General features: G+C 64.3%; 16 protein-coding genes. 5 read left to right on the forward strand and 11 right to left on the reverse strand.

All coding sequences use genetic code 11. The features are described 5' to 3' along the window. The first annotated feature begins 121 nt into the window (after positions 1-121). On the forward strand, positions 122-1,153 hold the full coding sequence (locus A3CW_RS0126770; RefSeq protein WP_028206296.1) for a GlxA family transcriptional regulator: 1,032 nt from the start codon (positions 122-124) through the stop codon (positions 1,151-1,153). Positions 1,154-1,747: 594 nt separating this feature from the next. Here A3CW_RS0126770 and fdhA read toward each other — a convergent pair. The 8 genes from fdhA to A3CW_RS0126810 form a co-directional block, all read right to left on the reverse strand. Continuing rightward, the gene (fdhA, locus tag A3CW_RS0126775) at positions 1,748-2,944 is read right to left on the reverse strand and encodes a formaldehyde dehydrogenase, glutathione-independent (RefSeq protein ID WP_028206297.1); all 1,197 of its coding nucleotides are present in this window, start codon (positions 2,942-2,944) and stop codon (positions 1,748-1,750) included. 175 nt (positions 2,945-3,119) lie between these two features. Further along, on the reverse strand, positions 3,120-3,617 hold the full coding sequence (locus A3CW_RS0126780) for a dihydroneopterin aldolase (RefSeq protein WP_081771828.1): 498 nt from the start codon (positions 3,615-3,617) through the stop codon (positions 3,120-3,122). Further along, entirely contained in the window at positions 3,614-4,249 is a 636-nt protein-coding gene (locus tag A3CW_RS0126785) for a sarcosine oxidase subunit gamma (RefSeq protein ID WP_028206299.1), read from the reverse strand. The genes A3CW_RS0126780 and A3CW_RS0126785 overlap by 4 nt, the downstream gene beginning before the upstream one ends. Further along, positions 4,239-7,247 (reverse strand): sarcosine oxidase subunit alpha family protein, encoded by a 3,009-nt coding sequence (locus A3CW_RS0126790; protein WP_028206300.1) that lies wholly within the window; start codon positions 7,245-7,247, stop codon positions 4,239-4,241. Before A3CW_RS0126790 ends, A3CW_RS0126785 begins: the two co-directional genes overlap by 11 nt. After that, the gene (locus tag A3CW_RS0126795; protein ID WP_028206301.1) at positions 7,244-7,546 is read right to left on the reverse strand and encodes a sarcosine oxidase subunit delta; all 303 of its coding nucleotides are present in this window, start codon (positions 7,544-7,546) and stop codon (positions 7,244-7,246) included. The genes A3CW_RS0126790 and A3CW_RS0126795 overlap by 4 nt, the downstream gene beginning before the upstream one ends. 13 nt (positions 7,547-7,559) lie before the next feature. Then, on the reverse strand, positions 7,560-8,804 hold the full coding sequence (locus A3CW_RS0126800) for a sarcosine oxidase subunit beta family protein (RefSeq protein ID WP_028206302.1): 1,245 nt from the start codon (positions 8,802-8,804) through the stop codon (positions 7,560-7,562). Between the two features lie 38 nt (positions 8,805-8,842). After that, positions 8,843-10,228, reverse strand: coding sequence for an L-serine ammonia-lyase (locus A3CW_RS0126805; RefSeq protein ID WP_028206303.1), 1,386 nt, complete (start codon positions 10,226-10,228; stop codon positions 8,843-8,845). Between the two features lie 202 nt (positions 10,229-10,430). Then, complete coding sequence (locus A3CW_RS0126810; RefSeq protein WP_028206304.1) at positions 10,431-11,573, reverse strand: porin; 1,143 nt, start codon at positions 11,571-11,573, stop codon at positions 10,431-10,433. A gap of 346 nt (positions 11,574-11,919) precedes the next feature. Here A3CW_RS0126810 and betI point away from each other — a divergent pair, with 346 nt between their 5' ends. The 4 genes from betI to A3CW_RS0126830 all read left to right on the forward strand — a co-directional run bounded on the left by betI (position 11,920) and on the right by A3CW_RS0126830 (position 17,347). Beyond that, complete coding sequence (gene betI / locus A3CW_RS0126815) at positions 11,920-12,534, forward strand: transcriptional regulator BetI (protein ID WP_028206305.1); 615 nt, start codon at positions 11,920-11,922, stop codon at positions 12,532-12,534. Positions 12,535-12,553: 19 nt separating this feature from the next. Then, positions 12,554-14,023: a betaine-aldehyde dehydrogenase gene (gene betB, locus A3CW_RS0126820; protein WP_028206306.1), complete on the forward strand. Its 1,470-nt coding sequence runs from the start codon at positions 12,554-12,556 to the stop codon at positions 14,021-14,023. A gap of 11 nt (positions 14,024-14,034) precedes the next feature. Then, positions 14,035-15,753 (forward strand): choline dehydrogenase, encoded by a 1,719-nt coding sequence (betA, locus tag A3CW_RS0126825; RefSeq protein ID WP_028206307.1) that lies wholly within the window; start codon positions 14,035-14,037, stop codon positions 15,751-15,753. 154 nt (positions 15,754-15,907) lie between these two features. Further along, on the forward strand, positions 15,908-17,347 hold the full coding sequence (locus tag A3CW_RS0126830; protein WP_028206308.1) for a hypothetical protein: 1,440 nt from the start codon (positions 15,908-15,910) through the stop codon (positions 17,345-17,347). Between the two features lie 94 nt (positions 17,348-17,441). On the opposite strand, the gene A3CW_RS0126835 is transcribed toward A3CW_RS0126830, so the two are convergent. The 3 genes from A3CW_RS0126835 to A3CW_RS0126845 form a co-directional block, all read right to left on the reverse strand. Further along, positions 17,442-19,088 carry an APC family permease gene (locus A3CW_RS0126835; RefSeq protein WP_028206309.1) on the reverse strand — a complete coding sequence of 549 codons (1,647 nt, stop codon included), beginning with the start codon at positions 19,086-19,088 and terminating at the stop codon, positions 17,442-17,444. A 99-nt stretch (positions 19,089-19,187) separates the two neighbouring features. Next, entirely contained in the window at positions 19,188-20,138 is a 951-nt protein-coding gene (locus A3CW_RS0126840) for a choline ABC transporter substrate-binding protein (RefSeq protein WP_028206310.1), read from the reverse strand. 265 nt (positions 20,139-20,403) lie between these two features. Continuing rightward, complete coding sequence (locus A3CW_RS0126845; RefSeq protein WP_028206311.1) at positions 20,404-21,312, reverse strand: LysR family transcriptional regulator; 909 nt, start codon at positions 21,310-21,312, stop codon at positions 20,404-20,406. Positions 21,313-21,326: the final 14 nt, after the last annotated feature.

Below are 21,326 nucleotides of genomic sequence, written 5' to 3' on the forward strand. Positions count from 1 at the left end.
GGTTTTGCCGCATGGCACACTGGACCCGCAAGATTCGAAAATTGCGGTAGCGTAGCCGGCCCCCCGGCCTCACCGGGCCTCCACTGGGCACCAGGCTACCGATCACAAGGAATCGTCCCCCATGCTGCCGGATCGCACAGCGTCGTTGGCGCACTTCGCGTTCATGCCGCTGCCCGACTTCACGATGATCGCGTTCACGAACGCCATCGAAGTTCTTCGTATGGCTAACTACCTGAGCGGACAGCCGCTTTACAGGTGGTCGATCATCAGCCCGGAGGGCGGCCCGGTCGCGTCGAGCAACGGGCTTTCCATCGACACGGGCCCGGCCGAATGCGTGGGGCGGCCCGATATCGTGTTCGTCTGCGGCGGCATCGATGTGCAGCGGGCCACGACGCCTGCCCATCTCGCTGCGCTGCGCCGCTTTGCGCGCATGGGTGTCGCGCTGGGCAGCCTGTGCACGGGGACCTATGCACTGGCGAAATCCGGGCTGCTGGCTGGGTATGCTTGCGCGATCCACTGGGAAAACATGTCGGCGCTGAAGGAAGAGTTTCCTTCTACGCGTTTTCTCAAGGAGCTCTTCGTCATCGACCGCGACCGCGTGACCTGCACCGGCGGCGTCGCGCCGCTCGACATGATGCTGCACCTCATCACAGCGCGTGTGGGCACCGCGCGTGTGACGCAGATCGCCGAGCAGTTCGTTGTCGAGCATGTGCGCGATACGTCTGCCCAGCAGCGCATGCCGCTCGTTGCGCGGCTCGGTTCTGCGAACAAGTCGCTCTTCGAAGTCATCTCTCTTATGGAGAACAATATCGAAGAGCCGCTTTCGCGTGAAGAACTCGCGCGGCTCGCGAATATGTCACAGCGGCAGTTGCAGCGGCTCTTTCATGAGCATCTCGGGATGACGCCTACGCATTACTATTTAACGCTGCGCTTGCGGCGGGCGCGTGAGCTGCTGCTGCAGACCGATATGTCGATTATGCAGATTACGATGGCCTGCGGGTTTCAGTCGGCTTGTCACTTTAGCAAGAGCTATCGGGATGCTTTTGGGAGTGCGCCTACTGGGGAACGGCGCAAGCGTGTAGCACCGCTATCTGGGTTGGATTCGCCTGCGGCGGCTGGTGTTGTTGTGCCTGCGCCTGTTGTTCATGTTTGAAACTTTTTTTCGCGTCGGTACGCAGGCGTTGCCCCTGTGCGGGGCGGCACCTACTTTTCTTTGCCAGCGGCAAAGAAAAGTAGGCAAAAGAAAGCCGCTTAAACCGCTAGCGCCTGCCACAGTTCACATCTCGCCGTTGATGGTGAATGGCTCCGGAGCGTCTGTCACCTCGCACCTTCAAAGTTAGTGACAAGGCGCTCATCCTTCCGGCGGCGCTCCGCGCGCCGAAGGGCATAGCTAAAGCACCTTTGGTGCGCGTGCACTCTCGCTAAGCCTGGCACGCCCCCCTGGTTTCCCATGCAGCCCCGACCGCAGCGAGCGTAGCGAGCGTAGCGAGCAGCGGGATGAATGACTGCCTTGTCACTTACTTTGAAGGTGCGAGCTGACAGACGCTCCGGAGCCATTCACCATTAACGGCGAGATGTGAACTGTGGCAGGCGCTAGCGGTTTAAGCGGCTTTCTTTTGCCTACTTTTCTTTGCCGCTGGCAAAGAAAAGTAGGTGCCGCCCCGCACAGGGGCAACGCTCGCGTACCGACGCGAAAACAAGAAAACCCCAAAAAAAACGGCCAAAAGCCAAAACCAAAAACCAAAACCTATGCCGCCAACAACCCATGCGGATCAATCACAAACTTCCGCGGCGCGCCCCCATCAAATTTCTTGTAGCCCTCAGGGGCTTCATCAAGCGAAATAACCGACACATTAACGATCTTGGCGATCGGCAGCCGGTCGAACAAAATCGCCTGCATGAGGTTGCGGTTGTACTTGAGCACGGGCGTTTGCCCCGTATGAAACGTATGCGACTTGGCCCAGCCGAGCCCGAAGCGGATGCTCAAACTGCCGTGCTGCGCGGCCACGTCGCGTGCGCCCGGATCGTCGGTCACGTACAGCCCCGGAATGCCGATCATGCCTGCGGGCCGCGTGATTTCCATCAGCGAATTGAGCACCGTGGCCGGCGCTTCTTCCGAGTGTCCGGAAGCGCCATGCCCGTGCGCTTCGAAGCCCACGCAATCCACGGCGCAATCGATTTCCGGCTTGCCGAGTATCTGTTCGATCTGCTCGCCGAGCGTCGCGTCTTTCGAAAGATCGACCACTTCGAAACCCATCGCCTTCGCATGCGCGAGACGCTCGGCATTGATGTCGCCGACGATCGTGCAGGCCGCGCCGAGCAAACGCGCCGAAGCCGCAGCCGCCATCCCCACCGGACCCGCGCCCGCAATATAGACGGTCGAGCCCGGCTTCACGCCCGCCGTCACCGCGCCGTGATAGCCCGTGGGCAGAATGTCGGAGAGGCACGTGAGATCGCGGATCTTCGACATCGCCTGGTCGCGGTCCGGAAACTTCAGCAGGTTGAAATCGGCATACGGCACGAGCACGTATTCGGCCTGGCCGCCAATCCAGCCGCCCATGTCCACATAGCCGTAAGCGCCGCCCGCGCGCGACGGATTCACGTTCAGGCAAACGCCGGTGTGCTGCTCGCGGCACATCGCACAGCGCCCGCAAGCCACGTTGAACGGCACGGAAACGAGGTCGCCAATCTTCAGCGTTTCGACGTCGTTGCCCACCTCCACCACTTCGCCGGTGATTTCGTGGCCCAGCACGAGACCGACTTGCGCCGTCGTGCGACCGCGCACCATATGCTGGTCCGAGCCGCAGATATTCGTGCTGACCACCTTCAGAATGACACCATGGCCGATCGAACGCCCGCTCGGATCGACCATCTTCGGATACGCGATCTTCTGCACCTCGACCTTGCCCGGCCCTTGATACACGACGCCTCGATTTCCGCTCATCTCGCTGTCTCCTGTTCGATGCAGCTCGCAACGCTGCTCACTAGATGGCGCTGCCTCGCGCAAACTGCACGCAAGACAACGATGCTTCGAGCGTAGCCTGAGCGCCGCATACGACGATGTGCAAAAAGCGACGCGCCCTTGCTTTGCGCCGACATCGGGCTACGCGTCCTGCCTGCTATGGCTGCCCGCCCCCGTCAGCCCGTATCCATTGCCGATAGTCGGCGCGTGTCCAGTCGAGCGCCACGCCCACGCGCCGCGTGCCCGGCCGGATCTTCGGCTTGTGCACCGCGAGCCTGAGCGTTTCCAGCGCGGGCCATTCGCGAAACGAGAACGCCGCCATGTCCGCCACCAGCGTTTCGAGCAGCCGCGTGTGCGGCTTGCGCCCGAGAAAGTCGGCAAGGCGCGTGCAATAGCCGTCGTAGTCGATCCAGTCGCCCGCTTCACCCGCCGAGCTCTTTTCGCGCGGCATGCAGCGGTAACCGAGTTGCGCGTCGATCACGAGTGGCTGCGGGGAGCCGTGCTCGTGCGGATAGATGCCGATGCGCGCCGGCACGCTCAACGCTTCGACGAATACGCTCCAGCCGCGCCCGCGCGACTCGTCGTGAGCGCCGAGCGCACCGATTGCGCCCAGCGCGCCGAGCGCCGGCTCGAACGCTGCATCGACGATCTTCATGGCGCGACCGACGCCGCGGCGTCGACCATGATGCGGCAGAAATAATCGGCGAAACTGCGACGCACGACGAGCTCGAAGCGGTCGTCACCTGTGGGAATCAGGACGATCGAAGCCTTGAAATACACGCTCTGCGCGCATTGACCCGGCTTGAAGAGGCGCGGATGCAGGTCGAGCGGGCAGCCGCGCGAGAGCACGTCGCGTGCTCGCGTGCCTTCGATCTCGATCACCGTGTTGCCGCTGCCGATGTCCACGGCCGCCGCGTAGGCGTCGCCGAGCACGGCGGTGAGCTTCGCTTCGAGCATGCCGGTTTGCACAGGCGCGAGTGAGCGCACGAGCCATTCGTCGGGTCCGAGCCAGAGCACGTCGTAATGCTCGCCGCGCGCGACGGTGTTCGGCGCAGCGGGCGGCTCGCAGCCCACGACGCTGGCAAACGCCGCGACGAACGCCGGGTCGCTCAATTCGCCGCGCACGTTCACGAGGTCGCGGAACGGCAATTCGCGCATGGCGAACGCTTTCGAGGCGCGTCCCTCCTGCGCCTTGACCAGATCCGCTGCGCCTACGAGCGGCGACTCAAGGCGCACGCCGACGACGCGCTCCGCGACCGGCAGGGGGTCTTTCGTTTCATTCAACATGCTGACGCACTCCTTCCGTGTCGTAGAAAATCGGGCTCGCGATCTGCGCGCTCACGCGCCGGCCATCGGCCATGGGAATCACCACGCGCTCGCCCATCTTGTTCAAGCCGCCCTTCACGACCGCGAGCGCAATGGAACGCTGCAGGATCGGGCTGTAATAGCTCGACGTCACGTGGCCGATCATCGGCGTCGTGCCGTCGGAGCGCGCCTGTGCATCGGGCGCGATGATCTGGCCGCCTTCGGGCAGAACATACTGGGCTTCATCGGTCAGCAGTCCGACGAACTGCTTGCGGTTCTCCTTCGCCGTATCCGAGCGCTTGAGCGAGCGGCGGCCAAGGAAGTCCTTCGTCTGCGAGACGAGGCCGCCCATGCCGAGGTCGAAAGGCGTGACCGAGCCGTCGGTGTCCTGGCCCACGATGATGTAGCCCTTCTCCGCACGAAGTACGTGCATCGTTTCCGTGCCGTACGGCGTGATGTCGAACTCGGCGCCGGCTTCCATCAGCGCTTCCCAAACGGCGCGGCCTGCATTGGCCGGCACGTTCACTTCATAGGCCAGCTCGCCCGAGAAGCTGATGCGCATGACGCGCGACTTCACGCCTGCAACGGTGCCGTTGCGATACGACATGAACGGGAACGCGGCGTTGTCGAAGTCGATGTCCTTGCATACCTTCTGCAGCACCTTGCGGCTCTTCGGGCCGACCACGGCGAAGGTCGCCCAGTGATCGGTGACGGAAGCCAGACGCACCTTCATGTCGGGCCACTCGGTCTGCAGCCAGCGTTCGAGCCACGTGAGCACGCGCGCCGCGCCGCCCGTGGTGGTCGTCATCATGTAGTGCTGCTCGCCGAGGCGCACCGTCACGCCGTCGTCGAACACCATGCCGTTTTCGTCGAGCATCAGGCCATAACGGCACTTGCCCACTTCGAGCTTGAGCCACGGGTTCGTGTAGACCCAGTTGAGCAGCTTCGCGGCGTCGGGCCCCTGGATGTCGATCTTGCCCAGCGTGGAAGCATCGAGAATGCCGACGCTGTTGCGCACCGCGAGACACTCGCGCTTCACGGCCGCGTGCAGATTCTCCCCGCTCTTCGGGTAGTACCACGGGCGCTTCCAGTTGCCCACGTCCTCGAACGCCGCGCCATGCTGCACGTGCCACTCGTGAATGCAGGTCTTGCGGATCGGGTCGAGCATGTCGCCCAGTTCGCGCCCCGCGAACGTGCCGAACGTGACGGGCGTGTAGTTCGGGCGGAACGTCGTCGTGCCCGTTTCGGGAATCGTCTTGCCGAGCGCGCTGGCGAGAATCGCCATGCCGTTGATATTGCCGAGCTTGCCCTGGTCGGTGCCGAAGCCCATGGCCGTGTAACGCTTCACGTGCTCGACCGACTCGAAGCCTTCGCGCGCGGCGAGCAGAATGTCCGCTGCCGATACGTCGTTCTGGAAGTCGACGAATTGCTTCGGCCCGCGCGCCGCATCCTTGCGGCTGCCCACGAGCCACAACGCCTGCAGCGGCGTTTCCTCGACCTCGGCGGCCCTGGGCACCGCGGGCCGCTTGATCGGCAAGCCGAGCGACTTCGCCGCGTCGATGCCGCCGTCCACACCCTGCGTGAGCGCACGGGCCAGGCCGAATTCGCCCACCGCCGCGCCGACGCTCACTTCCTCCTGCACGCGCTTGCCCGGCATGAAGCACGCCTTCGCGTCGCTCCAGTGCGCCTTGCCGCCCGACTGCGCGAAGAGGTGCAGTACCGGGCTGAAGCCGCCCGACACGGCAACGAGATCGCATGCGAGCGTGGCCTGCTGCGCGCCCGCTTGCCCGTTCGTGTAGCCCACCACATCGACTGAACTCACGCGCTGCTTACCGTGCGCACAGTTGATGGCGGCGTTGTACATCACCTTCACGCCCTGGCGGCGCGCGGCGGCCTGCAATGCGCCGTTGCCCTGCGTGCGCGCATCGACGACTGTGACGGTCGCGCCGCATGCCTTCAGGTCGAGCGCACAACGGTAGCCCGCGTCGTTGTTCGTGAACACGACCGCATTGCGGCCCGGCAACACGCCATAGCGATGGATATAAGTCGATACCGCCGAGGCCTGCATGATGCCCGGCAGATCGTTGTTGCCGAAGACGATGGGACGCTCATGCGCACCCGTCGCGAGAATCACGCGTTTGGCGCGGATTTTCCACAACAGCTCGCGCGTACCCTGGCGCGTCGACACCGGCAGATGCTCCGTCAAACGCTGCGTCACGGTCACGAGATTGTGATCCTGATAGCCGAAAGCCGTGCTGCGCGACAGGATCTTCACGTCGGGCATCTGCTTGAGTTCGGCTTCGATCTTCTCGACCCAGTGGAGCGCGGGACGGCCATCGATATCGGCCTTGCACGACAGCAGGCTGCCGCCCAGTTCGCGCTGGTCGTCGACCAGAATCACGCGTGCGCCGGTTGCGCCCGCCGTATGCGCGGCCGCGAGACCGGCGGGGCCGCCGCCGACCACGAGAACGTCGCAATGCGCGAAGCACTTGTCGTAGCGGTCGGCGTCGCGCACTTCGGGCGCCTTGCCGAGACCCGCGGCGTCGCGGATCTTTTCCTCGTATTTCGGCCACCATTTGCGCGGCCACATGAAGGTCTTGTAGTAGAAGCCCGCCGGCAGAAAGCGCGAAAACTTCTGGTTGATCGCCATGCGATCGTTTTCGAGGCTAGGCTCGGCGTTCACGCTCGTCGCGATGAGCCCCTGGCACAACTCGACTTCGGTCGCGCGCGCATTGGGCACCGTATACGCGCCGCGCTCGAGTTGCACGATGGCGTTCGGCTCGGCCACGTCCGCCGTCATGATGCCGCGCGGGCGGTGGTACTTGAAGCTGCGCGCGACGAAATGCACGTCGTTGGCGAGCAGCGCCGAGGCGAGCGTGTCGCCCTGGAAGCCCTGATACGTGCGGCCGTTGAACGTGAAATTCAGCGGAATCGCGCGGTTCACGCGCCCACCGGCGCCAAGGCGGTTCTTCTGGCTCATCGCTGCGTGCTCCCTTGCTTGTTGCCTTGCGCCTCATCTGCTGCGCCGAAGGTCTCGTAACACTGAATCTCGTAGGTGACCGTGTCGCGCGTCGCCTTGAACCAGCGGCGGCAACCCTGCGCGTGCAGCCACTGCTCCTTGTGCACGCCGCGCGGGTTGTGACGCATGAAGAGGTAGTCGCCCCATTCCGCGTCGGTGAGCTTGTCGGTCTCGAGCGGACGCGCGATGTCGGCTTCGCCGCCGCACGTGAACTCGACTTCGGCGCGGGGACCGCACCACGGGCATTCGATCAGCAACATGTTGTGGTCTCCTTCAGTGCGCGACGGCGGCTGCGCCGTGTTCGTCGATCAGATGGCCGGTATAGAAGCGGTCCAGCGAGAACGGCGCGTTGAGCGGATGCGGTTCGTCCTTCGCAATGGTGTGCGCGAACACCCAGCCCGAGCCCGGCGTCGCCTTGAAGCCGCCAGTGCCCCAGCCGCAGTTGAAATAGAGACCTTTCACATCGGTCTTGCTGATGATCGGGCAGGCGTCCGGCGAAACGTCGACAATGCCGCCCCACTGGCGGTTCATGCGCACGCGCGAGAACACCGGGAACATTTCAACGATGGCCTGCAGCGTGCCCTCGATGACGTGGAAGCTGCCGCGCTGGCCAAAACCGGTGTACTGGTCCACGCCCGCGCCGATCACGAGATCGCCCTTGTCGGACTGGCTGATATAGGCGTGCACCGCGTTCGACATGATGACGGTGTTCACGACCGGCTTGATCGGCTCCGACACCAGCGCCTGCAGCGGGTGGCTTTCCAGCGGCAAACGCACGCCGGCCATGTCCGCGAGCGTCGTGGTGTTGCCCGCCGCCACCACGGCGACCTTCTTCGCCTTGATGAAACCCTTCGACGTATCGACACCGGTCACGCGCGCGCCGTCGCGGCGAATGCCCGTCACCTGGCAGTTCTGAATGATGTCCACGCCGTGCTGGTCCGCGCCGCGCGCGAAGCCCCACGCCACGGCGTCGTGGCGCGCCACGCCCGCACGGCGCTGGATCGAGGCGCCCAGCACGGGGTAACGGCTGTTCAGATTGATGGTCGGCTCGATTTCCTTGATCTGCTCGGGCGTGAGGAACTCGGCGTCCACGCCGTTCAGGCGGTTCGCATTCACGCGGCGCTCGGTGTCGCGCACGTCCTGCAGCGTATGCGCGAGATTCATCACGCCGCGCTGGCTGAACATCACGTTGTAGTTGAGGTCCTGCGAGAGCCCTTCCCAGAGCTTCATCGCCTTCTCATAGAGCGCCGCCGACTCGTCCCACAGATAATTCGAGCGCACGATGGTCGTGTTGCGCGCCGTATTGCCGCCGCCGATCCAGCCCTTCTCCAGGATCGCGACGTTCTTCACGCCGTGCTCTTTCGCGAGATAATAGGCCGTTGCGAGACCATGCCCGCCGCCGCCGACGATCACCACGTCGTACTCCTTCTTCGGCTCCGGGCTTCTCCACTGCCGCTCCCAGTTCTCGTGATACGACAAACCGTTGCGGAACAGACTGAATATCGAATAGCGGCTCATCTCGCAGACCCCTTGTTGCGCGTTACCATTAGCTTCAGTTAGCACTCGATGACGTTCACGGCGAGACCACCGCGCGACGTCTCCTTGTATTTCGTCTTCATGTCGGCACCCGTTTCGCGCATCGTCTTGATGACGTTGTCGAGCGTGACGTAATGCTCGCCGTTGCCCTTGAGCGCCATGCGCGCGGCGTTGAGCGCCTTGATCGCGCCCATCGCGTTGCGCTCGATGCAGGGAATCTGCACGAGGCCACCCACCGGGTCGCAGGTCATGCCGAGGTTGTGCTCCATGCCGATTTCGGCGGCGTTCTCCACCTGGCCCGGCGTGCCGCCCATGACGGCAGCAAGCGCCGCAGCGGCCATCGAGCACGCCACGCCCACTTCGCCCTGGCAGCCCACTTCCGCGCCCGAGATCGACGCCGTTTCCTTGTAGATGATGCCGATGGCCGCGGCCGTGAGCAGGAAGTTGGCAATGCCGTCTTCGTTTGCGCCCGCCACGAACTTCACGTAGTAGTGCAGCACCGCGGGAATCACGCCCGCCGCGCCGTTCGTGGGCGCCGTGACGACGCGGCCGCCCGCCGCGTTCTCTTCGTTCACGGCCATGGCGTAGAGATTGACCCAGTCGAGCATCGAAAGCGGATCGCGCAGCGACTCCTCGGAGCGCGAACGCAGATGCACCGAGAGATCGGCGGCGCGGCGCTTCACATGCATCGGGCCGGGCAGCTCCCCATGCATCTTGCAGCCGCGCTCCACGCAGGCGGCCATCGCGCGCCAGATCACGAGCAGCCCTTCGCGCACTTCCTCCGGCGAGCGTGCCGCGCACTCGTTCGCGAAGGTGACTTCGGCGATCGAGCGGCCGCTCTCCTTGCACACGCGCAGCAGGTCGTCGCCGGTGCGGAACGGATACGGCACCTCGCGTCCGCTGCGCACGCCGTTCACGCGGTCGCCGTCGCGGTTCACGACAAAGCCGCCGCCCACCGAGTAGTACTCTTTTTCGACGAGCAGCTGCCCGTTTTCGTCGAAGGCCTGAAAACGCATGCCGTTCGGGTGGAGCGTGTTCGCGCCGCCCATCGTCTTGCGAAAGAAGCCGATGCACTCCTTTTCGTCGAAGCGGATGGTTTGCTTGCCGAGCAGCACGAGCGTCTTCTCGCGGCGCATGGCGGCGAGGCGCGGCTCGATCTGGTCGGGATCGACCGAGTCGGGCAAGTTGCCTTCGAGGCCGAGCAGCACGGCCTTGTCGGTGCCGTGGCCCTTGCCCGTCGCGCCCAGCGAGCCGTACAGCTCGACTTTGACGCGGCGCACAAAGGCGAGCAGATTGGCGTCCTCGATATGGGACGCGAAGCGGCACGCGGCAACCATCGGGCCGACCGTATGCGAGCTGGACGGACCGATTCCGATCTTGAACAGGTCGAAAACGCTGACGTTCATCTGACTTCCCTTCGCGCTGAGCGCATGGATGAGCTTGGATGCAAGTAGACCAAAGAGGCCATGGCAGCCGATAGAACAAAAACGCCATCGCCGTTGGACGGCCTCGCCAGCCAGGGTTTCGGGCGACGCCGGCGGACGTTTCGCCAGCGTTTAACCGGGGGTTTTCCCGAAGTTTGCGGCGGAAAAGCACCCGCCTGCCCGCTCAGAACGAATGCCGCAAGCCAACGCGCACGTCGGCCTGCGTCGTGGTGGAAGACGGCGTGAAGCTATAGCCGATCACCGCGTCCACCCCCTGCGAGGCCTTGAGCCAGTCGCCCGAGAGATAGACGTCCGTGGTCTTCGAAAGCAGGTAATGCAGGCCCGCCGAAAGCTGGTTCCAGTGGTGGCCGTCGAAGTGGGTGTACTGATATCCGCCCGCCACGCTGAACGCGGGCGTCACCTGCCAGTTCGCGCCGCCTTCGCCCACCTGCATGTGCTCGCTCTCGCCGAACGCCTTGATCTGCGTGTACGTGAAAGCGCCCATGAGCGTGACGTCGCCGATGGCGTAGCTCGCGCCCGCGCCGAAGGTGGCCTGCTTGTCCACGGGGAACGGCGTCTCCGAATAGAGCGAACTCACCGCGCCCGTGGCCGGATCGACGCTGACGGTCGGCCTGCCAAAGAACGTGCGCACGCCGATCATGTTGTACGGGTCGAACGCGTAGATACCCGATGGGTTGTTCAGCTGCGTATAGGCGGTGCCCATCGCGAACGGGCCGTTCTGGTACTGCGCGCCTACGCTCCAGGCGCTGCCGGTGTGGAAGTCGCCGGGCGTGTTGCTGAACGAATACATGCCGCCGAACTGGAATCCGCCGAACGTGTTCGACATGAACTTCACGGCGTTCGGCAGATGGTCGCCGTTCATGCGGTCGAAGTCGCCCTGGTTGATTGCGTAGCCGCTCGCCCACGCCGTGACGTTGTAGAGGTAGACGAACTCCTGCGTCATATCGGCCTGATTGCCGAACGTAAGCGTGCCCCAATCGTTCTGGAGTCCGACATAAGCGAGGCGGCCGAAAAGCGAGCCGCCGTTGGCGATCTGTCCGTTGCCGAGGTGAAAGCCGCTCTCCAGCTGGAACACGGCCTTCAACCCGCCGCCGAGATCCTCGGTGCCCTTGAGGCCCCAGCGGTTCGCCTGCGCAATGCCATCGTCGAATTTCACTTGATGCGAGCCGCCCGCATTGCTCACGTACGTCACGCCCGCGTCGATGATCCCGTACAGGGTGACGCTGCTTTGGGCATGGCTCGCGGTCGAGACAGCGCTCAATGTCACCGCGATGCCGCTCAGTGCCACCGCATTCAGTTTTCTCATGGTGTCGGGTCTCTCTGGTCTGGCGATACAGGTTGTCGGGCCGCGCCGGCAACGCGTGACGCCTTGCGCGGTGGATCAAAACGTACAAGTCCAAATCTCGCCCGACTTGCGCAGACACGACACGCGCTGGCGCTAACGCGACACGCCAGCCACAGAAAAACCCCTGCAAAACAGGCGCAATCCGTTATCTGGCGGGCCTCGCGAGGGGTTCCGGAGATGCGATCATCGGTAATCCGACGCGGACTTTGTAAAATCCGCCGATCCCGCCATTTCTACGTTTTTATTGATTGAACATTCAATAAAAAATACCTAGAGTGGAAACCTCCCCGAATCGCCCGGAATTACCATGCCCAAGATCGGAATGCGCGACGTGCGCCGCGCGCAACTCATCGACGCCACCCTGCAATCGATCGACGAGTCGGGTCTCTCCGGCACGACGCTCGCCACCGTCGCGCAGCACGCGAAGATTTCCACTGGCATCGTCAGTCACTATTTCGGCGGTAAGGACGGCCTGCTCGAAGCCACCATGCGCCACGTGCTGCACGACCTCTGGGAGGCCACGGTGCGGCGCCGTCTCGCTGCGAAAGACGAACCGCGCGCGCGCTTGCGCGCCATCGTCGCGGCCAATTTCGACGTCTCGCAGGTGAACGCACCCGTCATGAAGACGTGGCTCGCGTTCTGGGCCGAGAGCATGCATCAGCCCGCGCTGCGCCGGCTGCAGCGCGTCAACACGCGGCGGCTCCATTCGAACCTCTGCGCGGAATTCGAAAAGGTGTTGCCCGGCGCCGCGGCCCGGCGCGCCGCAAGCGGACTCGCCGCCCTGATCGACGGCCTCTGGCTGCGCGGCGCGCTCACGGGCGAACCGTTCGACACGAAGGCCGCGCTGCGCGTGGCCAACGACTACATCGACCTGCTGCTCGAAGCGCGCGCCAAGCCGCGCTCAGGCAAGTCGGCCAGATAACCCGGCCTGGAGCCCATCGATGCCCCTCTTTCCCCTGCAACGCCTCTTCATCGACGGCACCTATACCGACGCCACCAGCGGCGAAACGTTCGACACCTACGATCCCGCCTCCTGCACGCGGCTCGCCACGGTACAGCACGCGAGCGCCGCCGATATCGACCGTGCCGTGCAATCGGCGCGAGCCGGACAGCGCGTCTGGGCCGCCATGACAGCCATGCAGCGCTCGCGCGTGCTGCGGCGCGCGGTCGAGTTGCTGCGTGAGCGCAACGACGAACTCGCGGCGCTCGAAACGAGCGACACGGGCAAGCCCATCGCCGAAACGCGCAGTGTGGACATCGCCACCGGCGCCGACGTGATCGAGTACTACGCGGGCCTTGCACCCGCGCTCGAAGGCCAGCAGATTCCGCTGCGCGAAAGCTCGTTCGTCTACACGCGGCGCGAGCCGCTGGGCGTCACGGCGGGCATTGGCGCATGGAACTATCCGCTGCAGATCGCCTGCTGGAAATCGGCGCCCGCGCTTGCCGCCGGCAACGCGATGATCTTCAAGCCGAGCGAGATCACCCCGCTTTCGGCCTCGAAGCTCGCCGAGATCTATATCGAGGCGGGCGTGCCGCCCGGCGTGTTCAACGTGGTCCATGGCGACGGCCGCGTGGGCGCCATGCTGAGCCTGCATCCCGGCATCGAGAAGATTTCGTTTACGGGCGGCGTCGAAACGGGCAAAAAGGTCATGGCGGCCGCGGGCGGCTCGACGCTCAAGGAAGTCACGATGGAACTGGGCGGCAAGTCGCCGCTCATCGTCTTCGAAGACGCCGACCTCGAGCGCGCCGCCGATATCGCCGTGACCGCCAACTTCTTTAGCGCCGGCCAGGTGTGCACCAACGGCACGCGCGTGTTCGTCCATCAATCGGTGATTGCCGCATTCGAGGCGCGCGTGCTCGAACGCGTGCAGCGCATCCGCGTGGGCAACCCCACCGATCCTGCCACCAACTTCGGCCCGCTCGCCAGCGCCGCGCAACTCGACAAGGTGCTCGGCTTTATCGAAAGCGGCAAGCGCGAAGGCGCGCGGCTGCTCGCGGGCGGCGCGCGCCTCACGCAGGGCGATTTCGCGCGCGGCCAGTACGTGCAGCCCACCGTGTTCTCCGGTTGCCGCGACGACATGCGCATCGTGCAGGAGGAAATCTTCGGCCCGGTGATGAGCATTCTCGCCTTCGCCAACGAAGCCGAAGTGATCGCACGCGCCAACGAATCGCTTTACGGCCTGGCCGCCGGTGTCGTGACCGAAAGTCTTTCTCGTGCGCACCGCGTGATTCATCGGCTCGAAGCCGGCATCTGCTGGATCAACACGTGGGGCGAGTCGCCCGCCGAAATGCCCGTGGGCGGCTACAAGCAGTCGGGCGTGGGCCGCGAAAACGGCATCACCACGCTCGAGCACTACACGCGCATCAAATCCGTCCAGGTGGAACTGGGACCGTATCAGCCCGTTTTCTAAGGGAGTCCTGCATGGCAGCGCAAGAGTACGACTACATCATCATCGGCGCGGGATCGGCGGGCAACGTGCTTGCCGCGCGCCTCACCGAGGACCGCGACGCGACGGTGCTGCTGCTCGAAGCGGGCGGCCCCGACTACCGCTTCGATTTCCGCACGCAGATGCCCGCGGCGCTCGCCTACCCGTTGCAGGGCCGCCGCTACAACTGGGCCTACGAAACCGATCCCGAGCCGCACATGAACAACCGGCGCATGGAATGCGGCCGCGGCAAGGGGCTGGGCGGGTCGTCGCTCATCAACGGCATGTGCTATATCCGCGGCAATGCGCTCGACTACGACGGCTGGGCCGAGCGCAAGGGGCTCGAAAACTGGAGCTATCTGGACTGCCTGCCCTATTTCCGCAAGGCCGAAACGCGCGACATCGGCGCGAACGACTATCACGGCGGCGAAGGTCCCGTTCATGTGACGACGAGCAAGCCGGGCGTGAACCCGCTGTTCGAGGCCATGATCGAGGCGGGAGTGCAGGCGGGCTATGCGCGCACCGACGACCTCAACGGCTACCGCCAGGAAGGCTTCGGGCCGATGGACCGCACCGTGACGGCCAAAGGCCGGCGCGCGAGCACCGCACGCGGCTATCTGGATCAGGCAAAGCATCGGCCTAACATCGACATCGTCACGCACGCGGTGACGGACCGCATTCTGTTCAGCGGCAAGCGGGCGTGTGGCGTCGTCTTTCTCGACGGGCCCGCGCGCGTGACCCGCTACGCGCGCCGCGAAGTGCTGCTGTGTGCGGGCGCGATCGCCTCGCCGCAGATCCTGCAGCGCTCGGGCGTCGGCCCCGGTGCGTGGCTGCGCGAGCTCGACATTCCCGTTGTGCTCGATCTGCCGGGCGTCGGGCAGAATCTTCAGGACCACCTGGAAATGTACATGCAGTACGAGTGCAAGGAGCCGGTCTCGCTTTACCCTGCGCTCCTCATGCGCAATCAACCGGCTATTGGCCTTGAATGGATGCTGCGCGGCACCGGTATTGGCGCAAGCAATCATTTCGAGGCGGGCGGCTTCATTCGCACGCGCGACGACGACCCGTGGCCGAACCTTCAATATCACTTTCTGCCCGTTGCGATCAATTACAACGGCAGCAATGCGATCAAGATGCACGGCTTCCAGGCGCACGTGGGCTCCATGCGCTCGCCGAGCCGCGGGCGCGTGAAGCTGCGTTCGCGCGACCCGCGCCAGCATCCGTCGATTCTCTTCAACTACATGGCCGAGGCGCTCGACTGGCGCGAGTTCCGCGACGCGATCCGCATCACCCGCGAAATCCTTGCGCAGCCCGCGCTCGACCGGTTTCGCGGACGCGAGTTGAGCCCCGGTGCGGCGCTCAAGACCGACGCCGAGATCGATGCTTTCGTGCGCAACCGCGCGGAAACGGCCTATCACCCGTCGTGTTCGTGTGCGATGGGCTACGACGACATGGCCGTGGTGGACGGTGAAGGCCGCGTGCATGGACTCGATGGCCTGCGCGTGGTGGACGCGTCGATCATGCCGCGCATCACCACCGGCAACCTCAATGCACCGACCATCATGATCGCGGAGAAGATCGCGGACCGGATACGCGGGCGTGAGGCGCTTGCGCGATCGGGTGCGCCGTATTTCGTTGCGAATGGGACGCCGGCGCGGGGGGCGCGTGTTTCCGCGGCGGAAGGCACGTCGCGCAGGGAGAAAGTACGCGCATAGCGTGACGCTTTAAGCAACGCCGATGGGCCGGAGCCGGCGTGCAGGATCTGCGCGCCGGCTCACGCTCTCCACCAAATGATGGACGCGAAAACGCACCGCAATCTTTAGGCTTAGGGAGCGGAGCGTTCATCTGCGGCGCATCGGGAGATCGAGCATGGCCGTCTATAGCTGGGCCCCTGGCGCGGCCGGGGATTTTACGTCTGCGGCAAACTGGACCGTCAACGGTGCAGCCGCCACGCAGCCGCCTGGGCCGAACGACTTTGCGAGCATCGATGGCGTCGGCGTCGTGGTGACCGGTGGCGGGACCGTACAACGGCTGAAGTTCTACGGGAGCGCTACCGTATCGGGTCTCTTGACGGCGACTTATGGCGTGCAAGCCAACCAGGTGCTGACGCTCGACCCAGGCGCGGTCCTGACCACACCGAGGCTTGGCTTGCCCATAGACGGCAGCCACGGGGGCACCTGCGCGCTAACGGTCGGCACGCAAGCCGCTGTCGCGATCACGCCGTTCCATTCGGTGGACAATTACGGAATCCTGATCGGTGACGCCGGGCCTCCATCCGCCGCGTTGGTGGTTCAAGGCGCGGGGGCTGTCGTCGATGGCGGCAATCAGCCGATTGCGGTCGGGCAAGGCAGCCCCGGCACGCTGACCATTGCCGATGGGGGCACCGTCACCGCAGGCAATGGCGACCCACTCGTCTATCCCTGGGCACTCGTCGTCGGCAATCATGCCGAGGGGACCGTGAGCGTCTCGGAGGCGACCCTCACCACGCGCGGCCAGATCATCGTCGGCCGCCAGGCCAACGGCACGCTTACCATCGAGGGCTGCAGCGTCGTTGCCGCCAGCGATCTGTATATCGGCTGGACGCCGCAAACTCACGTGAGCGGCAAGGTGTCGATTTCGGGCCCACGCGCGCGGCTTGTCGTCGAAGGCGCCTTGGGCGTTGGCGCTGCGCTGGGAACGGGTTCCCTCGATGTGGCGGCGCACGCTATCGTATCGGCAGGCTTGGGCGTCAACGTCAGTGCGACGGGCACATTGACGCTCGATCACGGACAAATCGACACGGCCGCGCTCGGCGTGGACAAGGGCGGCACCTTGTCCGGCAGTGGCCGGGTGACTGCGCCCATGGGTTTCGAGAACAACGGCGGGACCATCACGGCAAACGGGCCGCTGATTTTGGTGGGAGACCTAAGCAACGACGGCACGATCAACGCCGATGCCGGCAGCGAACTCGTATGCGCGGGTTCGCTGGGGGGCACCGGGACGATTGCGCTCGACGCGGGCGCCGTCGTATCGGTTGCGGCGGTGGCAAGCTCGCAAACCATCACGTTCGCCAGCAACACGGGCAAGCTGGTTCTGCTCAACCCCGGGGCCTTCGCTGGCGTGATAGCGGGCTTTGTGAAGGGCGACGTCATCAAGCTGCACGCTCCCGCTACGCAAGGTACGTTCGTATCCGGTCCCGTCAACGGCCTCACCGGCGGGGTGCTGACGCTCGAGGACGCGCACAGCAACCCGGTCGCGCAATTGAGCATGATTGGCTCGTATGCAACCGGCGATTTCACGGTCACGTTGGGCGTCATCAAGCATCATTGATGCAGCGTGCGATCAATTACGCGAAAAGCGCGCCAAAAAACGCGGCACCACGCGAGCAACTCGCCCGCACGATGCCGCCAACACTGAAGCCCACTCAGACCGATGCGGCCAGCCAATGCGAAACCGCAATCGTCAGCGCCGCCGCAACGAGCGCACCATAAGGCGCAAGACTGAACCACCGGCTGCGCACTGGCACGCTCACTTCCATATCGAGCGCACTGCCCGCCGGAAACCGCCCGCGATCCTGCCAGTAATGCCGGAAAGCAAACACCGGCACGATCAGCAGCATGGCGATGAGGCCATCGCGCAGCGTCCCCTCGCCTTGCAGATTGGCCCCCGCGCCTACGAACACTAGGTTCGCATAGCCGCACAGCGCACCCAGCGTGAGCAGCCACGTCGGGCAACGAAACGGACGTGTCCACGCGCCACGGTCCATGCGATGAATCCAGCCCGACTGAAGGTTCAGGAACACGAACAACATGTAGCAGACGTTCGAGATCGACAGCACCGTCATATAGTCCGACATCGCGAGCAGGACGAGATTGAAACCCAGATCGGTCCACATCGCCGCTGTCGGCGCACCGTGCTCGTTCACGCGCGAGAGGTAGCGCGGCAGCCAGCCGTCCACCGAAGCCTGATAAAGCGTGCGCGACGAACCCATCATCGACGTCATCACGATCAGCAAGATGGAGAGCATCAGCATCACCACCACGGCGTTGCCCACCCAGGCGCCGCCGCCCACCATCGCGGCCATCGCGGCGCCCACACCGGTGCCGTCGCCAATGCGCGGATCGAGCATCATCGCCGTGCCCAGTGAGCCCTGAAACGCGAGCGGAACGAGCGTCATCACGACGAGGCAAAGCGCGCCCGACCAGAATATCGCCCGCGCCGTATCGCGCCGCGGGTCGCGAAACTCGCGCGTATAGCACACCGCCGTTTCGAACCCGTACGATGCCCATCCCGCCATGAACATCGCGCCCAGCGCCATGACCACGCCCTGCCCATTCCATGCGCCGAACACCGCCGCGCTGAGATTGCCGTGCGCGTCGTGCCCGAGCGGCAGCAGCGGAAAGAGATGCTTTGCGGGAACATCGCCCGTGATGAAGGGCACGAGGCCGACGATCAAAAGCGGCGTGAGCGAAGCGATGCCCAGAATCTTCTGCGTTTTCGCGGCCTTCGAAGCGCCGCTGTGCTGAAGCCGGAACGTGATGAGCAAGAACGCCGCAGCAATCACGAACGTCGCATTGATGCGCAGCGTGAGACCTGGCTTGATGAAGTTCAGGTTGGCGAGCGTCCAGTGCCACTGCATGATCGCCGCTTCGGGTGCGAACAGCGTGGCGAGCGCGTAGTTCGCGGCGAGTCCACAGCCAAGCGCGAGCATGGGCGACCACGCGAGCCAGTTACACCACACGGAAACCGGCGCGATCATCTTGCTGTATCGGACCCAACCAATTGCTCCGTACACCGAAGCGCCGCCCGACTTGTGCGGAAAGAGCCCTGAAATCTCGGCGTAAGTGGCGCTTTGCACGAGGCCCATCGTAATCGACGCGATCCAGATGGCCCAGGCCGGCTGGCCGATGGTCGCGCAAACGCCGCCAATCGTGAACAGCACGCCCGCGGGCACGCCGCTCGTCACCCAGAACGCATCCTTCCATGTGAGGCCGCGTTGCAGCGCATGGCCATGACTGTCTCGTGCGGTGCTCTCCTCTGCGCCGTGCGTACCAATTCCCGCTTGCTCCATCTGCCTCCTCCTCTTTTGAACGCTAATCAACCAAAATTGCTGCGCAAATAGGGATGTACCGCAGGGGTGTCCGCGGCTTTCGCCGCGGACAAAGGCGCGTTAGTGCACGCCCAACGAGGCGCGCACGGCAGGCAGGCCCGGCTTGCCGTCCAGCGTGGTCACGCCGGCGAGCCAGTTGTCGAGCACCTGCGGATTGCTGCGCAGCCAGTCGGCGGCGGCCTTGTTGGGGTCTTCCTTGTTGGCGATCGGCACCATCAAATGGTTCTCGATGGCGGTCGTGAACTGCAGGTTGGAGACGAATTTCGCCACGTTCGGGCAGCGCGCGGCATAGTCGGGCGGTTCCGCCGTCAGCACGCGCGCCGCGCCATAGTCAGGCCCGAACACCGCGTCGCCGCCCGAGAGATAGTCGATTTTCATCTGCACGTTCATCGGATGCGGCTCCCAGCCGAGGAACACGATCCATTGCTTCTCGCGCACGGCGCGGTTCACCTGCACGAGCATGCCCGCCTCGCTCGATTCGACGAGCTTGAATTTGCCGAGTCCATACTGGTTTGCGCCGATCATCTTCTGGATCAGCGCGTTGCCGTCGTTGCCGGGTTCGATGCCGTAGATGCGCCCTTGCAGCTTGTCCGCGTACTTCGCAATGTCCTGGAACGATTTGAGGCCGCCCTGGTAGACGTAATCGGGAACGGCAAGCGTATATTTCGCGCCCGTGAGATTCGGCGTCGAGAGCACCTTGATCGAGCCCGACTTCGCGAAAGGCTCGATGATCGGGTCCATGGTCGGCGACCAGTAGCCGAGGAACACATCGATCTGCTTGCTCTTGAGCCCCGCAAACGTGATCGGCACCGAGGCGATCGTTTTGGTCGGCGCATAGCCGAGCGCGCCGAGGATCGTTGACGCCACGCCCGTGGTCGCCGCGATATCGGTCCAGCCCACGTCCGCGAAGCGCACGTCCTTGCATGCGGCGGGGTCGGCCGCGTAGGCGCTGGTGCAGAGGATCGCGGCGCACGCGAGCGCGCCTGTCTTAAGCAGGGGGAATCGGCACATCGTCATCTCCTCAGGAATCGAACTGCGTCGCAGGGTCATGAAGTCTCATGACACATGGTTGTCCGGCAAAAAGCGGACTAACGTAGCAATTGCGACGAGCAATTGCGCAGAAGCGACAAGCGATTCCAGCGAGCGCCGATGAACAGCGGCTTTAAGTTAATTGAACGATCAATATACGGACTTGCGCGGCGTTCCTTTCATTTTCAAAACGTAATCAGGCCGCCACACGCGTCCATTGCCGCAAGCTCGCGTGCGCCGCGCCGCGTCAGCCTCGCACGCGGGGCTGTTGCCAGACCGGGTCGCGCGCGAAATCGACAAAGGATTTCAGGTAATCGACCACGGCGTCGCCTTCCCGCGTGCCGAGAAAGATCTGCTTCGCGATGCCCTGCTTGCCGAGCTTCACGATCGCGAGCGGCATGCGGTCTGCGTATTCTTCCGCGAGCCAGCGCGGCAACGCAGCCACGCCGCGATGGCTCGCGACCATCTGCAGCATGATGTCGGTCGTTTCGATCGTCTTGTGACGGCGCGGCGTGATGCTTGCGGGCCGCAGAAACTGGTTGTAGATATCGAGCCGGTCGGTATCCACGGGATACGTGATGAGCGTTTCGTCGACGAGCTGCTCGGGCTTCACGTAGCGCACGTTCGCGAGCCGATGGTTTTCCGCGACCACCAGCACCTGTTCGTAGTCGAACACCGGATCGAAACGCAGTCCGGGCCGGTTGAGCGGATCGGGCGTGACCAGCACGTCGATGTCATAGCCGATCAACGCGCCGATGCCGCCAAACTGAAAACGCTGCTTCACGTCCACGTCGACGTCGGGCCAGCGCGCCAGATACGGCGAGACCACCTTGAGCAGCCACTGATAGCACGGGGCGCATTCCATGCCGATGCGCAGCGTGCCGCGCTCGCCCGCGGCGTACTGCTTCATGCGCTCTTCCGCGAGTTCGAACTGGGGCAAGAGGCGTTCGGCCAACGAGAGCAGATATTGCCCGGCCTGCGTCAGCCGCAGGCTGCGCCCCTCGCGGTCCCAGATTTGCGTGCCGAGCTGCTGCTCGATCTTCTTGACCGTATGGCTCAACGCCGATTGCGTGAGGAAAAGCGACTCCGCGGCGGCGGTCAGCGAGCCCTGCCGGGCGACTTCGCGGACGATGACAAGATGAATGCGTTCGAGCATAAAAAAGGAGAATC

This window comes from Paraburkholderia nodosa DSM 21604 (genome assembly GCF_000519185.1).
Taxonomy (GTDB): Bacteria; Pseudomonadota; Gammaproteobacteria; order Burkholderiales; family Burkholderiaceae; genus Paraburkholderia; species Paraburkholderia nodosa.